The following is an 18,596-nucleotide window of genomic DNA, read 5'->3' on the forward strand; positions in this document are numbered from 1 at the left end:
CCAAAAAAGATATTCGGTTGGAAATCTACTTTCGAGGTTTTTAAAGAAAAGTGTTCCAGTTGACTTGTAAATTCAAGCCCAATAATCAGGCTTTGAAAGATTTTAAATAAAAAATCCCCATAAGATGATTTTTTTATTGGAATAATCGTTTCGTAAATTTATAATACAACGTTCCTACGATTGCCATGATAACAATCCAAAGAATCAGAACTACCAAGTAACTACTAGAAAAATGTGAGTACATCATATTTCTAAATGGGCGCCAAAGTACTCCAGTCAGCAAGATAATCATAATAACACCTAAAAAATCGAGCTTATTATTTGTCATTTTATCACCCCTCAGGATTTACATATATCCTTCAGCTTCTTCACGTGTCATCCAATAATGGATCCCACCAGTTGAATCGACCCAACGATTGAGATTGAAATTATTTGCTTCGATCCAGTGACCCTGGCGATAAATAAAATTGGGGTCCACGTACGATATTGCTTCATCGTATGGTTCATGCGTATACATGTCATCGATTGTCATAACTTTTGCTTTATCACAACGAAATGAATTTGCGGTAGCGGATGTCCTGCGTGCATCAGCTGGAATCAATAATTTAACTATTTTAAAGTTGAAACATTTTTTATAACCTAAAAAGGCACCCTTCTCTGGACAATGCATTCGGAAATGCTTGGTTTCTTCGTCGGAAATTATTCCCGTTAAATCAGCATTTTCAAGCATGGAATGAAATAAATCTGCACCCGAAATGTCAGCATTCTTTAAATTACAGCCACGTAAATCGGCACTCACTAGCGAGGCGTTTTTCAAAGATGCATTCGAGAAATTGCAGTTCTCGAATAATGCATTCGTGAATTTTATCCCATCCAAGTTTGCATTTGAAAAATCGACATCTTCAAATCTAGTCTCCGTAAAATCACGGTTTGATAAGTCTTGTGCAACAAAATTTTTATCAATTAATTCCTCTACCATAAACAACATCCCATTTCGTGAAAGTTTGCACACTCTTTATTCTATTTTAACTCATTCTGAGAAATATGAACTAGTGTCAAACAAAAAAAACAAACTTCATGAGATAGAAGTTTGTTTCTAATTTGTAATACGGTTATTTTTATTCCTATCATTATATATTGAACCCCAAATACCGGGAATCAGATACAGTACATTGAACGACATTACCAAGAATATTCCTATAAGCATCAATAATATCGGCGACACCTGCGAATAATTATTATGAAGATTATAGATTAAAATAAATTTTAATATCAAAAGAAGTACTATTCCTAAAATTATTGCGGACATTACTGCAACTATCATGATTCCACCATTGTTGGGAATACTCAAAAACTCGATGAAACGAGGAAATATATTAAGGCCTAAAATAAAATCTAAAATAACGTTACCTAACAAGATCGCATAACCAACTGTTTGGATTGCTGAATGATGCCTATTCATAACATTCCCCTTAAAACCTAAATTTTTTTCGAATCAAAAGATTTGATCCACAAATATCGACCTGCAATCAATATTCCTAAGAAAACCACTAGAAAAATCATGACCCGACTAGTCATAGTCACCTGGATCAGCTGCTGTTCCGCATTAAATATTGTTTTTACTGTCACACCAAAAATTGTCGAAATTGTTCCTGAATAACCTTTTATCAACAACTCAATTAGGAAATCTAAAATCAAAATAATTAAGTAAATACCTACTCCATCACTGAATACACGCAATACATTAATTTTTTTCATTATTTTACCCTCCTAAAAAGATATACGACACTTTTCGAGGTTCTGTATAACTATGATATCATGCAATTTCTTTGATATTTAGGATAACTATAAAATAGTAAATTTGTTTATGAAATTTTATATCAAATTAACTTATAAATTGGGTATCTGACAATAGATAAGTCTTCGCAAAAGCCTATATACTAGTCTTCGATAAACTTTAGGAGGACTAAATGAAAAAACTACTAGGATTGATTTTATTACTAGCAATTTTTCCACTAACAGGTTGTGGCAACCTAAATAGGCAGACAGAGGCAGAATCTGTCCACGAAGCAAATTCAGGCGTTGATTTGAACGAAGTACATAAGAAAAAAGCGCTCTGGGAAAAGAAACTACATAGTGCAAAGATTCAAACTATCGGACCAAATCAAATGGAAGACATAGCTTTTCTTCCAACATCCCTTGATGAATTGAAGACACACAACAATATCGTAGCTAACGGTACTATCGTTGATCTAGAAAAAATGACTGGTAATCACGATTCAGCTTTCACTAAGATAAGTATGCACGTTGAAAAAATTCTTTATGGAAAGAAAACTTTTTATAACAAGACAATCGTCTTCTTTTTAAATAGTGGGTTTATTGATAATCCCAGCCAAAAAGATTACAACTACATCGCTTCTTCAGAAGTCCCCATTCCCAAAATCGGTTCAAAAATTATTGCCGGATTTAATCCTCTGAATATCGATCCGAAGAACTTTGATGGGCCAGATGAATTTTTCTACAAAAACGGAGTTGGTGGTAAAAATGCATTCATCGTCAATATTCCAATTTACAACCTATGGGTACAAAACGAAGGTGAATCGAAGTATAAGCCAAACAATCCCACTTTGCTCAAGGATACAAAAGACAATTGGTATTCCAAAAAAATACTTTCATTGACGAAAGATTTGAACAAATTAATGAACAAATAGTCGCGTGACCTAATCCAATTAGGCTAAAAAATGATATTAAAGTATAATACTTACTAACGTTTCATTTTCAATTTGGATTGGGGTGCAATATCTTGATGGAAAGACTAAAGAGAACATTGAATACCAGACTAGGTTTCATGGCTTCTTTAGTATTCCTATTGTGGCTTAAGACCATCATCACATACTTTACAGAGTTCAACCTTGGTGCAACGGACGTATTTCAATATTTAACGATGTTCATCAACCCGATTGGATTTGCGATTACCGTCTTCAGCTTGTGTCTATTCATCAATCGGCCCAAAATATCATATTCACTGATGTTAGTAATATATGTAGTCATCTCAATTTTGATATATGCCAACGTACTATATTATCGAGAATTTTCCAACTTCATTCCTGTTAGTACAATGCTCGGTGTGGCAAGCGTTTCAAAAGGATTGGGTAACAATACTGTCAGTATGATTTCTCCTCATGATTTTATCTACCTGTTAGATTTCATCCTATTAATAGTGATCTTTGCGACCAAGTACATTCGAATCGATACTAGACCTTTCCGAAAACTTAATGCGATGGCCAGCTTCATGTTTGGCCTAATGTTTTTCTCACTTAATTTAATGATTTCTGAAGCAAATCGTCCACAATTACTAGGTAGAACTTTCGACCAAACTTATCTTGTTAAATATCTCGGACTTCCCGCATTTACTATCTACGATGGACTTCAGACAGTCCATTCCGATCAAGTAAAATCGACTGCGATCGGTACTGATATAGATCCAGCACTTAAGTATGTTCAAAACCATTATGCAAAACCAGACCCAGAGTATTATGGCATTGCCAAAAAGAAAAATATTATCATCATTCATTTAGAAAGCTTTCAACAGGCACTGATTAATCTCCGTGTTAATGGACAAGAAGTAACTCCATTCCTGAACGGCCTATACAACAGTAATGAGACCCTGTCATTTGACAATTTCTATCACCAAGTTGGCCAGGGAAAAACTAGTGACGCTGAAACTATGTTAGAAACTGGGCTTTTTGGAACTGCATCAGGAACTTTCTTTAACAACCAAGCATCAAGCAATACGCTTGAAGGTGCACCGGCAATTTTGCAACAGACATACGGATATTCAAGTGCAGTATTCCACGGAAATGTTTCCAGCTTTTATCACCGTGATAGTGTTTATAAAAATCTAGGATATAACTACTTCTTTGATAAGAGTTATTTCAACAGCAATGGTGAAAACTCGATCGGTATGGGATTGAAGGATAAATTGCTATTTGCCGAGAGCTCCAAATACCTCGAGCAAATGCAGCAACCGTTCTATACCAAATTCATTACACTAACCAATCACTGGGATTTTGGGCTTGATGACATCGATAACGATGGATTCAAAACTGCCGAAACTCCTGACAAACACGTAAACGGGTACTTTCTGACCGCCCATTACTTGGATGCCTCACTAAAGGAATTCTTCGAATATCTCAAAACTAGCGGTTTATATGATAATTCGATGGTTATTTTATATGGTGACCATTATGGCATTTCCAACGACCGTAACAGGAATTTGGCTCCAATTCTTGGGTACAACCAAGATAATTGGAATGATTTCGACAACGCACAAATGCAACGAGTGCCATTCATGATCCATATGAAAGGTTTGAACGGTGGTATCAGACACGAATATGGTGGTGAAATTGACGTATTACCAACACTACTTCATTTGGAAGGAATAAACAGTTCTAAGTATATTCAAGTCGGCACTGACCTGCTATCGAAGGAACACAGTCAGTTAGTTCCGTTTAGAAATGGGGACTTTGTGACTCCAAAATATACTGTTCTAAAAAATCAGCAAGATGTTTATGCTAATAAAACTGGCGAGTTGATAGATTTGAAAGCTAATCCTAATTTGGCAGATAAAGTAGCCAAATGGGATAAGCAAGTCAAGGAGAAATTTAAGATATCTGATAATGTTCAGAAAATGAATTTGCTAAGATTCTATACTCCACTGGGCTTCACACCAGTTGATCCAGCCAAATATAGTTATCAACATCAAATCGAACAAATGATTAAAATTCGAGATAGTTTGGGTAACAAGTCAACGAGCATGTATTCGAAAAACGGTAACACTTCAACTACTAATTTTTACAATACTGACGCTCCCGAATTAAGAGATAACCGGAATCCAATCGATAATATTAATTCTGCCGTAAAAGCAAAATAAAAGAACATTGAATGAGTTAATAAGCTCATTCAATGTTCTTTTTAGTTTTCACCATAAAACTCGTTAGCACTTTTTACGAAGGATTCATGATATTGTGCGATACTGCCGTGACCAGCATCTGTATAAATGATCAAACGACTATTTTTAATACGGTCCTTTAATTGATATGTATTTGGGGTCGTTGGAACCATGATGTCATTATCGCCATTCACAACTAATGTTGGAATATCTATGTCAGATAAATCAGCAGGTTTTTCTTTACCCCAAGCATTGATAGCACGTAACTGCTTACGATATGCAAACCAGTTTATTGTCTTATCTCTATCTTTTTTACGGATGTTCAATCGAGCAACAAAGTCCTGGGCACTGCGTTTACCATTTTCCGTTCTAGTGAAAAATAGGTAAGTTTTTATATCCTTGAAAGTTACTAAAGCACGTGCAAGTGATGCGTCAGATATTTTAGTAACGTTTTCGATACCTTCTCCGCCACGAGGACCAGTACCAGCTAAAATCACGCGATTTAGTAATTCTGGATCCTTCAACATCATTTCTTGAGCAATCATGCCACCCATTGAGAAAGCTAAAATATCAACTTTTTCTAGTTTAAGTGCTTGAATGAAATTAATCGTATCATCAGCCATTAACTGAATACTGTCAGAAACCTTTCCAGAAGAAGTTCCAACACCTTGATAATCAAATGTAATTACCCAATGATTTTTGGCTAGTCCATCAATTATTGTAGGATCCCAATTATCTAAGTTAGCTGACAAATGGTTTAGAGCAACGATGGGAGTCCCTTTTCTAACTCCAACCTCGCGATAGGCGTATGTAATGCCATTATTTGCGGTTACCTTTTTGTTTGGAACAGAAACGTAATGTGAGTTATCCATATTTTTCTCCTATTATAATGCAGATTAAAATCGTATTATTACTTTTCCTTTTGGATGACCATTCTTTACTAACTCAAGTGCTTCGTTAATATCATTTAATTTAAATTCTGTTGGATCTATTGCAGGTTCAATATCATGTTGCTCAACAATTTTGGTAATTTCTTCAAGTTGTTCGCCGTCACTTCTGACAAAAATAAAATGATATTCAGCTCCAACAGCCTTAGCTTGTTTGTCGATTTTCTTACCAGCAATCGAGAATAAACACGTCTTGAAAAACGAAAAATTACGATCAGTTGCAAATAATTTATTAGGACCCATTATCAATGAAAGTATTTTCCCACCTGGCTTGATAATAGATAATTCATGTTGAAACTCTTTCTTACCAATCGTATCGATAACATAATCTACAGATTTGAGCTTTTCCCAATAATTTTCTTTACGGTAATCAAAGTATTGATCAACGCCCATATCAATGGCAGATTTTCTTGAGGCAGCATTTCCACTAACAAATACTTTCATCCCCATTTGTTTTGCCAAAGGAATTGCCATTTGACCGAAAGAACCCGAGCCACCAGGTATCATAACCGATTCTCCTGCCTTAGCATGCAACTCCTCAGTGAGACCTTGATATGCAGTCAATCCAGTCAGCGGAACTGCTGCACTTGTTACAAAATCTAAGTTCTTAGGTTTCAATGCAACGGCCTTAGAATTGATAACTGTATATTCAGCGAATGCTCCAATTTTATTCAGTGGAAGTCGCGCATATACTTCATCACCGATTTCAAAATCATGAACATTTTTACCAACAGCCGTAACAATTCCTGAAAGTTCATTACCCAGAGTAACTGGCATGTCGTAATTTTGAATAAGTTTTACGCTTCCAGTACCTATCAACATTTCCAAGGGATTCACAGCGGCAGCCTTAACTTTTACTAGCACTTCGTCAGCGTTCGGAACTGGCACGGGAATATCCTTTAGTTCCAATTTGAAATTCTTGTCATATTTTATTAATTGAGCTGCTTGCATATTTTTCTCCCTCAAAAGTTGTTAGGTAACTATTTTGATGTTTTGTAACTTCTTCATCATAGTATATCGTTTAGTTACAAAAGTCAAATAAAGTTACCAAAATCATTATTTCGTGATAGAATAAATTAAATCAACATATAGAAAGACAAAATAGAATGGTACAAAAAACTAGAGATAAAATACTGATCACAGCCGAGAAATTAATTATGCAAACAGGAGATTCTGAAGTAACTTTGGATCAAATTGCCCAAGAATTAGGGCTTTCTCATGCTGCACTTTATAAACATTTCAGAAATAAGCAAGCTTTATGGGAAGCGGTCGCTTCTGCATGGTTTGACCGAGAAATCATCGACAACATTCAAATATCTGACAAACTTCCACAATCCGAACAATTACACGACTGGTTGTGGGCGTTTGTGAACGCAAAAAAAACAGCATTCAACACGAACCCTAAAATGTTCGCATTAAATACTGAATATATTGATAATAATCCACCAGCACTTAGATTGGTTCTGAAAAGTGCCTATAGAGAAATCAACAAAATAATGAATTACAAAGAAGATAACTTTGATAAAGCTGAAATAATATTGGCATCATTTTCGATTTTCACCCTTCCAAACTTTAAAGATACTTGGAATGAGCCAGATTACGAAAAGCGTTTCGATATGCTGTGGGATTTGATCAAAGGCGGAATATAAATAATTCGTTAGATTATCATGTTCCATTCAATTGCTGTACTAAAAAAGTGCTGTTACAACGATTTGTAATAAAAAAAGCAGACTGTCATTTCAGCCTGCAGGTGATTCCGCTAATGCGGTGGCTGTTATTCTTTAAAGTGAGCCGATAACTGCTGCGTTAATGGGGCTCACTGTTTAAATACGGAAATGATCATAATTATCTTAAAAGAGATATGTTCAAATACATGAACATATCTCTTCTTTTGTTAAATAAAAAGCCTCATCCCTACACGGAATAAGACTTACTAAATTATTATCCTAATGTTGCGTATGTATCTTGAACCCATTCGTTTGTTGATACACGGTAGAATGTGTGACCATTGTATTCTTTAGTTTGATCTGTTGCCCAACCAGTACCTGTAGCTAATCCACGAGTACCTTTCTTTGTTGTGCCATCATTTTGGAATGAAACTAGTGGAACTACTCCACTTGCATCATTAACAACGATTGTTCTTGTGTTTTCTGTAGGTGCTTGTGTGGCATTTTCAGTTTTAGCTGAATCATACTGTGTTAAGTTGTATGTTTGGATCAAGTTGTTCAATGATGATGCGTAGTTAGGTGCTGTAGCATATCTACCTTGCAACCAAGCTGTAGCATCTTGATATGAACTAGTATTTTCTTTCCATGTACCGCTATAGAATGAAGAATTCCAATCTAAACCGTTACGTAACTTGTTACCATTATCTTTGAATGATTCATAAAAACTTGGGTATTTTCTGAAGTTAGCATAAATTTGGTACCAGCCTTGGCTAGCACTCCATTCACTTGTTGGCATTGATACGTAGGCACCATTGTAGTCACCTTTGATACCAAACAAGTTGTTTCCTTGTGTAGCAAGGTCTGATTGACCCCAAGCACTTTCAAGGATTGCTTGTGCCAACATAACTGATGCATAAATGTTATATTCGCTGGCAGCCTTTTGAGCCATTGGTGCGGCCATTGCTAAGAAATCTTGTTGTTGTGATGATGTAGCTGATGTGGCAGAAGCTTGAACAACTGTCTTCAATGAAGGAGCTGTTGCTGAAGCTTGTGTAACAGAAGCATGTGCAACTGTTGTATCGGCTGATTTAACATCTGATCCCGCAATAACTGTTGATTTTTTTGAACTGTTTGAATTACTTACGGTTTCACTTTGAGCTGTTGGTGCTTGATTATCAGTGGCAGTACTTGCTGAAACTACGGTAGGTGCAGCAACGGATGCAAGTGTGCTTAGAATTACTGTGCTAGTAAGAAGTAACCTTTTATACATTTATGTTTCCCCCTGAGGATTTATCTACTAGAAATAGACTACTATTAACACTTGTTGTATACAATGCAACTGGACCAATTGTAATCAGAATTAAACATTTCTGTAATCATTCAATATTATTAAATCGTTAGTTTCATAACAGATAGAAAATCAGGATATTTTTGAAATTATTTTGTCTTTATTTACCATAAGCATTAAACTCAAATTATGCATTTTTTATATACGGCTAAATATTGTCACGAGGGGATTCTATGCTAGCATTACAGAATTTATTCAAACAGAATGGAATATTTTGGAAACGATGGTGGTCTTATACTCAAATTTTGATTTTAGTTGAGTTAAGTATTGATTTGATTTTGATTCCAATATTAAATTTCTTATCAAACACAATCTTGAACGCCAGCAATATTGCTTATGTCTCTTACACTAATCTAGGTTATTTATTTACCCATAAAATACCGGCAATGCTGGAGTTGTTGCTATTACTACTATTTATAATGATTTTAGTATTTACTCAATTTGCAGTAACTCTGATCAGTTTTCGAGCAATTCGCTCGGACTTGAATCTCGGATGGCGCGTATATCTAAAGGACTTATGGAAACAAATTTGGCCCTTACCTTACAAAACCTTCTGGTTCTTTTTATTTTACTTTCTATTAATTATTCCTATCGGTGGAGTTGGATTAAACTCTCCCTTACTTGATAAAGTTAAAATCCCCACTTTCATTACAGATTGGATCTTCCAGGAACATTTACCATTGGGAATACTACTATCACTCATCTATTTGGTGATTCTATATGTAGGTATCCGCTGGATATTCGTCTTGCCAAATATCATTTTTGATAAGAAAGGTTCTCGTGCTGCAATAAGGCTTAGTTGGGCGAAAACACGTCACAAAACTCTTCATTATTTACTTTATATTGTCATTTTGACAGTTATTATTGGGGCAGTTTTAGTAGTTTTATTCGGAATAATTTTAGGAATACAGTGGATATTTGATGCAGTTCACTTCTTTCCCAAAACTGTTGCCATTGTAAATATGACAGTCGTACAAATTATTAACGCTGGATCAGAATTCTACTTTACTTCATTGATTGCCTTATTACTTCTATCAGAAACAAGCAATTTGACCGTTAGTAGTGACATGAAACAGGCAAGGCACCGACGCTGGCCATGGTTTGCTATCTTAGCGATTTCGATCAGTGGTTTTGCTTCATACAGTGCTTTATACTTTAACAACTTATTACTGCAAAAACCCGAAACTATCTCTCACCGTGGAGTAGACGACGGAAATGGTGTTCAAAATACTATTCCAGCTATGAAGAAAACCGCCAAAGAAAAACCTGATTATATCGAAATGGATATTCAGGAAACTAAGGATCATAAGTTTATCGTGCTACATGATACTAATCTAAAGAAACTAGCTGGGATAAATAAAAAACCTAGTCAGATGACTCTAGCACAACTAAAAAAAGTTAAAGTACATGAAAATGGCTATACTGCATATTTGGCCAGCTTTGATGATTACTTAAACGCTGCCAATAAATCACATCAAAAACTATTAATTGAATTCAAAAAGACATCATCGACATCAAATGATTTTGTCAAAAAGTTCTCGGAACTGTATGACAATAAATTACGCAAAAATCACGATATGGTACATTCACTTGATTATAAATTTATCCAACAAAGTAAATCTGACGAACCTAAGGTACCCGCAAATTACATCTTATCTTTCAATCTATCCGGTGTTCCCGTCAGCAAAGCTAATGGATTTACGATGGAATACACCACACTGAATGACACTTTCGTATATGAATCCCATTTTGAAAATAAAAATGTCTATGCATGGACCGTCAACGAAACTGGCGATATGGATAAAATGATTTTCTTAGGTGTCGATGGAATCATTACTGACAACCTGAGTGACCTCAACGATGAGATCGATGCCAATATTAATACCAAGAGCTATGCGCTTAGGATTTTAAACTATATTGTAACTATGAAAAATCCAGCGTTATAACGCCTAAATGTCGAGATTATTCTCGGCATTTTTTGTTTGCCCTTAAATAGTGACTTTTGCACTCGTATATTGCTAGTTAAATTCAGAATTACCTGCAATAATTAACGTTGAGGTGAACAAAATGGAATTCGGAAAGATATTAAAAGAAGAGCGTACTCGACAAAATCTCAGTCAATCTGATTTAGCTCTGAAGTTACATGTGGCAAGACAAACTGTTTCCAAATGGGAAAATGGCGATACCTATCCCAACTTGGATGTTCTGGTTTCACTAAGTGAAATATTAAACGTATCCTCTGATACTTTATTAAAGGGAGAAAACAATAACGTGGTGGAAAATCTTAGTAATGACGTTAAAAAGAAGAAGCGCTACAAAGGTGTATTGATCGGAATCGGAACTGTTTTGGCATTTTGCATTGTGATCCTTGGTGTTTTAACTTGGGGACGCCAAACACAAAATGAAACAATCGATAGAATCAATCCCTTTCTAAAAACTCAGACTGGCTATGCAGTAATGCCCTTATCAAACGGCAAAAGCCTCAAACCTAAAGATATTTTCGTAGTTGATGATCCATTTGGATCTGGAGAATGGCTAAAGACAAGATATACGGGTGCAGTCGAAAAAGATGATCACGTTGCAATAGTTAAACATAAAGGATCATTCATATTTGTTTCCAGATTGATCACCAAAAAACAGCTACCTGCCGAATACTCAGATATTTGGAATCAGGACTATTATCCTTATGAGAAAAATCCTACCGGTGGCCATCGCATTCAACCAAGTAGTTCCACATGGGGGCTTCCATTTAAATAAAATAGTGGTTGTATATGATAGCGTTTTCCAAGATAATTAAGCCATACCATGCTTTATTAGAGGAGGACACACCATGAAACAACTTTATTTAGGCGAAACAAGCTGGCAAGCCTCAGCAATAGCTTTTGGAAATTGGCGAATGGATGCACTGACCCCTGAACAAGCAGCAAAATCGATTGATACCGCATATGATTGTGGTATCAACTTTATTGACGGTGCAGATATGTACGGCGACGGAAAATCTGAGCAAGTTTTCGGACAAGCTTTGAAACAAACTAGCGTTAAACGTGAAGATTTATTCTTACAATCAAAAGGTGCAATTTTACCTGGCAAACGCTATGACTTTTCAAAACAACATATCTTAGATTCAGTCGATGGCGCATTACAAAGACTGGGGACAGACTATTTAGACTCATTCTTATTACATCGACCAGATCCACTGATGGAACCTGAAGAAGTAGCAGAAACATTTGATGAACTTCAACAGAATGGTAAAGTTCGACACTTCGGAGTTTCCAATTTTAACCCTCAACAATTTTTACTATTACAAGAATCAATTAATCAAAAATTATTATTCAATCAAGTCCAATTTAGTTTGATGCACACAGTCATGATCGACCACGGAATTCATAGCAATATGGCAGATGACAGGTCAATCAATCGCGATGGTGAAATTATCGAATTCTGTCGCCGTATGGGCGTTACGATCCAAGCTTGGTCACCTTTCCAATATGGATTTTTTGAAGGAGTATTCATTGACAGCCCTAAATTCCCAGAGCTAAACGACAAACTTCAGGAATTGGCTGATAAATATGATGTTTCCAAGAATGCTATTGCAGCAGCTTGGATACTTCGTCACCCAGCTAACATGCAGGTTATCATCGGGACGATGAACCCTAAGCATATTATTGATAGTGCCAAAGGTGCTGATGTCGAGCTGTCCCGCCAAGAATGGTATGACTTGTATATGGCAGCAGGAAATGATCTGCCTTAATTGGTTGTGATTGATTCTGATTCCGGGATGAAATCGATTTTTTTGGCTGGAACGTAGTCAAGACATTTGGAGCCTTTCAAAGAACGAAAGTCTTCAAACTGCCTTTTTGTCTAAGACGAGTCCCTCGCCTAAGACAAACCCGACTACTGAGCCAAAAGCGATTTCATCCCTGCATCTAGATACTGATAATACTAGTTTTCATTAGTACCGCTGAATATGACAAGCTTTTCTGTTTTATTATATATAGATGAAATTTGAAAATATCATTAAAGAAAAATAGAGAAAACTATTTAAAGTTTTCTCTATTTTGTTTATTTGAATCTAGCCTCTATTTTTTATAGATATCATTATTTCTAAACTCAAAAGATGTAGGATATCCACACCAATCAACATACAGTTATAAAAACCAGCGGAGGATTCCAGAGACGTAACCAGCTGTGAAAATGGGCTAAGCCCGCGGAACGGGGGCTAGACCATGGGCGACTTTCAAGACACGCGAACCATGCGTGGCTTAAAAGCGAGACGGAAGCCCGCCCTTCGGCTGGAGACGTCCCCACAGCAGGTGTAGTCTCTGGAATCTGCAGCGAAATCCTATTTAGCAGCCGACTTCTTCTGATTCTCTCGAGATACCAACCAAGCGGTAATCGGAACAGTTAAGATAACCCCGATCGTGCAAATTACTGTAGTCAAAACTTCTGTAACAAAAATCTTATCGTTAATAATGTCTCCAAAATTAAAGTGAATCGAATTCATTAAGAAAAATAACGGGAACGTTGTAGCAAAAAAGTTAAACAACAACGTGTTGGTTTGAGTGCTTAAAATTTTATTACCAACAGAAAAACCATCGCCATAAATTTCTTTCGAAGTCAGAGTTGGCTTATTTAGAACGATCTCATTCAGTCCACTAGTAATAGCTACACTAGTTTCTGAGATAACTCCTAAACTGTTGATGATAATCGTAGCGATTGCTAATTGTGGGAATGAAACTCCGGCTGCTAGTGAAAATCCTTCTAGTTCCTCTTGATCTTCTACTCCCATTCCTTGGGTGCTGGCCCAATACAATAGCGGCATTGTAATCAGTAAAATTACAAATGTTATCATCAATGAAGTTTTGAACGAAATATTAGCTGTTGATGAATTTTCAACATTCATGTATATTGCCACTACTAAAATTATTACGGCAATTATTGCAGTCGTGATCAAAACGTTGAATCCATCTGCTATCAATATCAACAGCGCTATAACGGCTATCACATTAATTCCTAATCCTAGTAAGAGTGACAAACCTCTTGTTCCGGTCACTAGCAACAATAAGATTACAAATGCTATCAATAAATACAACATTAGCTTGCCCTCCTTGCTACCATACGACTGGCGATGTAACTGGTAACTGGCACGGTCAATACAATTCCGATCGCACTGATCAATAATTGGGTCACGCCTAAACTCAAGGTCATATCAAGCGTGTAACCGACAGAATTGCCGTTTGTTAAATACAACATTACTAAGTTTAAATTTTCGGCGATAACGATGAAAAGTAGAATGTTGATCAGTGGACCAACTAATTCTCTACCTATCGCAATCCCTGATTTAAAAAGAGCTCCTACTTTGACATCGGGAACTTCCGATTTCATTTCGATCAATGAGGATGAGATATCCATTGTTTCATCCAAAATAACACCCAAGACACTGAATATAACTTGGGAAATGAATACCCCAAAATATGGTTGCAGATCGTATTCGGTCATTTCAAAATGGATACTGCTATCGTTGGATAATTTCAGCAGCAGGACACTTAATGACAGGGCCACGGTTGTCGCTATCAATGTGCTCAAAAACGCCATTAATGCATCTTGAGATGGACCCAAAATAATTATCAGGGCAACGGCCGCAATTATCACCGCCGTCAGGATTGTCATCGGCACTAATAACGCGTTTTTTGACTTGATCAGGATTTGCATAAAAATATAGAAGATGATCAGATTCACGCCGACACTCGACAATAACTTCCCTCGAGCAAATTTCATACAGAATAATAATATTATTACTAATCCAATCGCAAAAACGACAACGGCATCCCTTTTGGTACTTTGGATAATATAATGACTACCGTTAGATTTTGAAATAAACACTTGCTCCAATGGCTTATATTTTTCATCAGTCAATTGGGATTGATAATACGTATTATTTATGGTTATCTTTTTACCTTTATCTTTCGTGTTCAGTAACTTTCCCTGAACTTTTTGAACGATCGAATAATCGGTATTCTTGTACTCATCAGTGCTTTTTGTCTTACTTATCTGAGAAACTTGTTCAACTTGCATGATTGGTTGTTTATACATGAAGGCATCAAAATACGTAACTGCAGTAGCAACAATCACCAAAAGTATTGCTAGCAAAACTTGAAATCGACGAGTTTTCATAATAATCACCTTTCAGAATACAAACTATACTATCATTATGAAAAATTATCGTCCAACGTCTTCATTCGGCGATTTAGCTGTTGACAAGAATCAATTTATGCAATAACATTTTTTACATCAACTAGTTAGGAGATTTCAATTATGAAAAAATTTAATTCTCTCAACATTCTAATAGCTCGTTGGCAAAGCCGATAAATCAGGTTGATCCGATTATGGATGTGACCTGGAATGGATCATATCCGTGTCGGCTTATTAAACTATAGTAAATATATGTTAAATAACTACCCGCATGGATTTTCAAAAAACCACGCGGGTATTGTCATCTAAAGGCAGCCCTAACAGATAGGACTGCCTTTTTATTTTGGAGGGGAAATCATGAAACACACCAAACGTTTATATGGGACACTTGTCGTTCTTTTCGCATTTTTGATTTTTGCATTCTTTTACGTTGGACACGCAGAAAATAGCACGAAAAATAAAATTCCCAAAGTCGGAGTATTACAGTTGCTTTCACATCCTGCTTTGGACCAAATCAATAAGGGGCTTGATGACACTTTGAAGAAGCACGGCTACGTTAATGGAAAGAATATTCAAATTATTTTCCAAAATGCCCAAGGTGATCAAAGTAATTTGAGAACTATCAGTAAGCAATTCGTTCAAGATAACGTGGATGTGGCAGTGGGGATTGCTACACCTTCTGTTCAATCTTTGAAAAACGCTACTTCAACAACGCCGATAGTTATGGGCGCAGTTACTGATCCTAAAGGATTTGGTATCGTTAAAGACAACCAACATCCCGGTGGTAACATCACTGGTGTTTCTGACCAAGCTCCTCTGGCTGATCAACTCAAATTGATGAAGCAGATCATGCCTGATTTACATAATATCGGAATCATTTATACATCAAGCGATATGTCAGCAACTACTGAAACTAAAAAGATGAAGAAACTTGCAGAAGCTCAGGGCATCAAAGTTTCAGTTTCAAGTATCAGTAACGTTAATGATTTGGAACAAGTTTCAACTAGCTTGTCACAACACGTTCAGGCTATCTTCGTACCAACTGATAATACTATCGCTAGTGGTATGAAATTGCTCTCCAGTATCGCTGCCAAGCAAAATGTTCCTGTCTTCCCTGCTGCTGACACGATGGTAAAAGACGGTGGCCTAGCAACTCTAGGACTCAGCCAATATGAACTTGGTGAAAAAGCTGGTGAAGATGTCGTTCAAATTTTGAAACACGGCAAAAAGCCAGCTGATATGCCTATAACTTTCATCAAAAAAGGTCATTTGATCATCAACGAAAAAATGGCACGTAAATTAAACATCACATTTCCAGATTCCGTACTTAAAAAAGCTCACACAGAAGGAAGGATAATCAAATGAACCTATTCGTCTCAACCATAAGTCAAGGTCTCATCTGGTCTGTAATGGCTATTGGACTTTTCATAACATTTAGAATTCTAGACTTTCCCGATATGACCGTTGAAGGTGCCTTCCCACTCGGAGCAGTTACAACAGTTATGTTCATTCAACATGGTATGAACCCTGAGTTAGCAATGCTCATTGCGTTTGTCTTTGGCTGTCTAGCTGGATTCGTCACAGCCTTTATGTACGCCAAAATGCACATTCCTAGTTTGCTAGCCGGAATTTTGACCATGACTGGATTGTACTCAGTCAACTTACGTATTCTTGGAAAAGCTAATATGTCTTTGACTAAACCGGACAATGTTTTCAACCAATTCGGTCTCGATAAATTACCTACAAATTTCAATGGAATATTCTTAGGAATTATCCTATTAACAATTATTATCTTCCTATTAACTGTCTTCTTGAATACTGAAAAAGGCCAAGCCTTGATTGCCACTGGTGACAATGAAACAATGGCAGCTTCACTTGGTATCAACACAACTTCAATGAAGTTCATCGGTATTATGATCTCAAACGGTATCGTTGCATTGACCGGTGGCTTGATTGCCCAACAAAATGGATTTGCGGACGTCAATATGGGTATCGGATCCATCGTTATCGGCCTATCTGCCATCATCATTGGTGAAGTTATTTATCCTAACGTTCCATTAAGCATTCGTATCATTACCATAGTAATAGGTAGTATCGTATACCGTGTGATTTTAATGCTGGTGCTTCAATTGGGATTCAATACCAACGATTTGAAACTTATTTCAGCAATAATTCTTGCCCTATGTCTAGCATTGCCAACCATCAGAGCACAATTCTTCAAAACCTTTAGAAACGGGGTAAAAGTAAAATGAAACCAATCATGGAAATAGATAATGCTGTCAAAACAATTTACAACGACAACGAAAATTTGAATATTCTTGACGGTATCAATTTGAAAATTTACCCAGGTGATTTTATCGTTGTGCTTGGTACCAATGGTGCTGGTAAATCAACATTGTTAGATGCAATCACAGGTGCCAATCAACTTTCATCCGGAAAAATCTTGTTGAACGACGAAGATATCACGAATAAGAATTTGGCCAAACGTAGTCAATTTATCTCACGTGTTTACCAGGATCCAAAACTTGGTACATCACCAAGAATGACCGTTGCAGAAAACCTATTGTTGGCGCAAAGACGAGGACTTCCAAGACGACTAAGATTACGCCACCTCAAAGAAAATCTACCTAAGTTTGAAGATTTTACTTCTGACTTACCTACACTTGATAACAGATTGAATACCTTCACTGAAAAGCTGTCTGGTGGACAACGCCAAACATTGAGCTTTTTGATGGCAATTATTCAAAAACCAGAATTGTTATTATTGGATGAGCATACAGCCGCACTTGATCCCCAAACTAGCCAAGAATTGATGGATCTTACTGATAAAGTCATCAAAGAAAAGAATCTAACTAGTTTGATGGTCACACATAATTTGAGCGAAGCCGTTAAGTATGGCAATCGCCTGATTGTCTTGAAAAAGGGCCAAATTATTTTGGATTTAGATACAGAGGCTAAGGCTAAATTGAAAGAAAAAGATTTACTGGAGTATTTCTAAAGATTTCGTCTCCGTTCAGGACCGGGGGAATCCTGCTGTGTGGGACACTTTGAGCCAAAGTTCGGTCTCAAAGTTCTAGTTGAAGCCTTGCTGAGTTCTTGCAAGTCTCCAACTCGCCCTGTACTGTATGTGCTAAAGCACTTACAGTACTTTCACTGCTGGATTCCCCGGTCCTGAACTCCGACTTTTTTCACCGGTATCAATGTTTTTAACATTACTAAAACTTCTTACGGACCCACAATTTAAATATTGTGGATCCTTTTTTATTTAACCGACTTATCACAATTATGATTTTTGAATATTAAACTCGTACTCTGCTGTGATGCTCAAAACTGATATTAATTTAGTTTACCAATACTGAAGTTCCAACAAAACCCAGCCGGAGGTCGAAAACATTGAGGCCAGCAGTGAAAGTAGCGTTGGCGATTTATCGCCTACACTACTGGACGACTTTTAAGACTTGCGAACCGTGCAAGGCTTAAAATCGAGACCT

18 protein-coding genes are annotated in these 18,596 nt (G+C 36.6%); 9 read left to right on the top strand and 9 right to left on the bottom strand.

Annotated elements, in window-relative coordinates:
• Window positions 1-133 precede the first annotated feature (133 nt).
• From EKM63_RS10290 to EKM63_RS10305, 4 genes are all read right to left on the bottom strand, one after another.
• Window positions 134-328, bottom strand: coding sequence for a hypothetical protein (locus EKM63_RS10290; RefSeq protein ID WP_125706352.1), 195 nt, complete (start codon window positions 326-328; stop codon window positions 134-136).
• 18 nt (window positions 329-346) lie between these two features.
• Window positions 347-979: a pentapeptide repeat-containing protein gene (locus EKM63_RS10295; RefSeq protein ID WP_125706354.1), complete on the bottom strand. Its 633-nt coding sequence runs from the start codon at window positions 977-979 to the stop codon at window positions 347-349.
• A gap of 117 nt (window positions 980-1,096) precedes the next feature.
• Entirely contained in the window at window positions 1,097-1,462 is a 366-nt protein-coding gene (locus tag EKM63_RS10300; RefSeq protein WP_125706356.1) for a hypothetical protein, read from the bottom strand.
• Between the two features lie 17 nt (window positions 1,463-1,479).
• A complete protein-coding gene (locus EKM63_RS10305; RefSeq protein WP_125706358.1) occupies window positions 1,480-1,758 on the bottom strand; it encodes a hypothetical protein in 279 nt (92 codons plus the stop codon).
• Between the two features lie 212 nt (window positions 1,759-1,970).
• Here EKM63_RS10305 and EKM63_RS10310 point away from each other — a divergent pair, with 212 nt between their 5' ends.
• On the top strand, window positions 1,971-2,711 hold the full coding sequence (locus tag EKM63_RS10310) for a hypothetical protein (protein WP_125706359.1): 741 nt from the start codon (window positions 1,971-1,973) through the stop codon (window positions 2,709-2,711).
• 95 nt (window positions 2,712-2,806) lie between these two features.
• Window positions 2,807-4,933 (top strand): LTA synthase family protein, encoded by a 2,127-nt coding sequence (locus EKM63_RS10315; RefSeq protein ID WP_125706404.1) that lies wholly within the window; start codon window positions 2,807-2,809, stop codon window positions 4,931-4,933.
• Between the two features lie 41 nt (window positions 4,934-4,974).
• Here EKM63_RS10315 and EKM63_RS10320 read toward each other — a convergent pair whose 3' ends face one another.
• A complete protein-coding gene (locus tag EKM63_RS10320; protein WP_125706361.1) occupies window positions 4,975-5,823 on the bottom strand; it encodes an alpha/beta fold hydrolase in 849 nt (282 codons plus the stop codon).
• Between the two features lie 24 nt (window positions 5,824-5,847).
• Window positions 5,848-6,849: an NADP-dependent oxidoreductase gene (locus EKM63_RS10325; RefSeq protein WP_125706362.1), complete on the bottom strand. Its 1,002-nt coding sequence runs from the start codon at window positions 6,847-6,849 to the stop codon at window positions 5,848-5,850.
• Window positions 6,850-7,004: 155 nt separating this feature from the next.
• On the opposite strand from EKM63_RS10325, the gene EKM63_RS10330 reads away from it, so the two are divergent.
• Window positions 7,005-7,547, top strand: coding sequence for a TetR/AcrR family transcriptional regulator (locus EKM63_RS10330; protein ID WP_125706363.1), 543 nt, complete (start codon window positions 7,005-7,007; stop codon window positions 7,545-7,547).
• A 292-nt stretch (window positions 7,548-7,839) separates the two neighbouring features.
• On the opposite strand, the gene EKM63_RS10335 is transcribed toward EKM63_RS10330, so the two are convergent.
• Window positions 7,840-8,835 (bottom strand): glycoside hydrolase family 73 protein, encoded by a 996-nt coding sequence (locus tag EKM63_RS10335; protein ID WP_125706364.1) that lies wholly within the window; start codon window positions 8,833-8,835, stop codon window positions 7,840-7,842.
• Window positions 8,836-9,086: 251 nt separating this feature from the next.
• Here EKM63_RS10335 and EKM63_RS10340 point away from each other — a divergent pair, with 251 nt between their 5' ends.
• From EKM63_RS10340 to EKM63_RS10350, 3 genes are all read left to right on the top strand, one after another.
• The gene (locus EKM63_RS10340; RefSeq protein WP_125706366.1) at window positions 9,087-10,859 is read left to right on the top strand and encodes a glycerophosphoryl diester phosphodiesterase membrane domain-containing protein; all 1,773 of its coding nucleotides are present in this window, start codon (window positions 9,087-9,089) and stop codon (window positions 10,857-10,859) included.
• A gap of 121 nt (window positions 10,860-10,980) precedes the next feature.
• A complete protein-coding gene (locus tag EKM63_RS10345) occupies window positions 10,981-11,670 on the top strand; it encodes a helix-turn-helix domain-containing protein (RefSeq protein WP_125706368.1) in 690 nt (229 codons plus the stop codon).
• 73 nt (window positions 11,671-11,743) lie between these two features.
• Window positions 11,744-12,664: an aldo/keto reductase gene (locus EKM63_RS10350; RefSeq protein WP_125706370.1), complete on the top strand. Its 921-nt coding sequence runs from the start codon at window positions 11,744-11,746 to the stop codon at window positions 12,662-12,664.
• 591 nt (window positions 12,665-13,255) lie between these two features.
• On the opposite strand, the gene EKM63_RS10355 is transcribed toward EKM63_RS10350, so the two are convergent.
• Complete coding sequence (locus EKM63_RS10355) at window positions 13,256-14,008, bottom strand: YibE/F family protein (RefSeq protein ID WP_125706372.1); 753 nt, start codon at window positions 14,006-14,008, stop codon at window positions 13,256-13,258.
• A complete protein-coding gene (locus EKM63_RS10360; protein WP_153494386.1) occupies window positions 14,008-15,087 on the bottom strand; it encodes a YibE/F family protein in 1,080 nt (359 codons plus the stop codon). The genes EKM63_RS10355 and EKM63_RS10360 overlap by 1 nt, the downstream gene beginning before the upstream one ends.
• Before the next feature lie 375 nt (window positions 15,088-15,462).
• Between EKM63_RS10360 and trpX the strand changes: the two genes are divergently transcribed.
• From trpX to EKM63_RS10375, 3 genes are read left to right on the top strand one after another with little or no spacing between them, the layout of a single operon-like run.
• Window positions 15,463-16,470, top strand: a complete 1,008-nt coding sequence (gene trpX / locus EKM63_RS10365) for a tryptophan ABC transporter substrate-binding protein (RefSeq protein WP_125706375.1) — start codon at window positions 15,463-15,465, stop codon at window positions 16,468-16,470.
• Window positions 16,467-17,357: an ABC transporter permease gene (locus tag EKM63_RS10370; RefSeq protein WP_125706377.1), complete on the top strand. Its 891-nt coding sequence runs from the start codon at window positions 16,467-16,469 to the stop codon at window positions 17,355-17,357. The genes trpX and EKM63_RS10370 overlap by 4 nt, the downstream gene beginning before the upstream one ends.
• Window positions 17,354-18,103, top strand: a complete 750-nt coding sequence (locus tag EKM63_RS10375; RefSeq protein ID WP_125706380.1) for an ABC transporter ATP-binding protein — start codon at window positions 17,354-17,356, stop codon at window positions 18,101-18,103. Before EKM63_RS10370 ends, EKM63_RS10375 begins: the two co-directional genes overlap by 4 nt.
• The last annotated feature ends 493 nt before the right edge of the window (window positions 18,104-18,596 follow it).

Origin of the sequence: Companilactobacillus mishanensis, from assembly GCF_003946505.1 — a bacterium.
In the GTDB taxonomy this organism is placed as follows: Bacteria; Bacillota; Bacilli; order Lactobacillales; family Lactobacillaceae; genus Companilactobacillus; species Companilactobacillus mishanensis.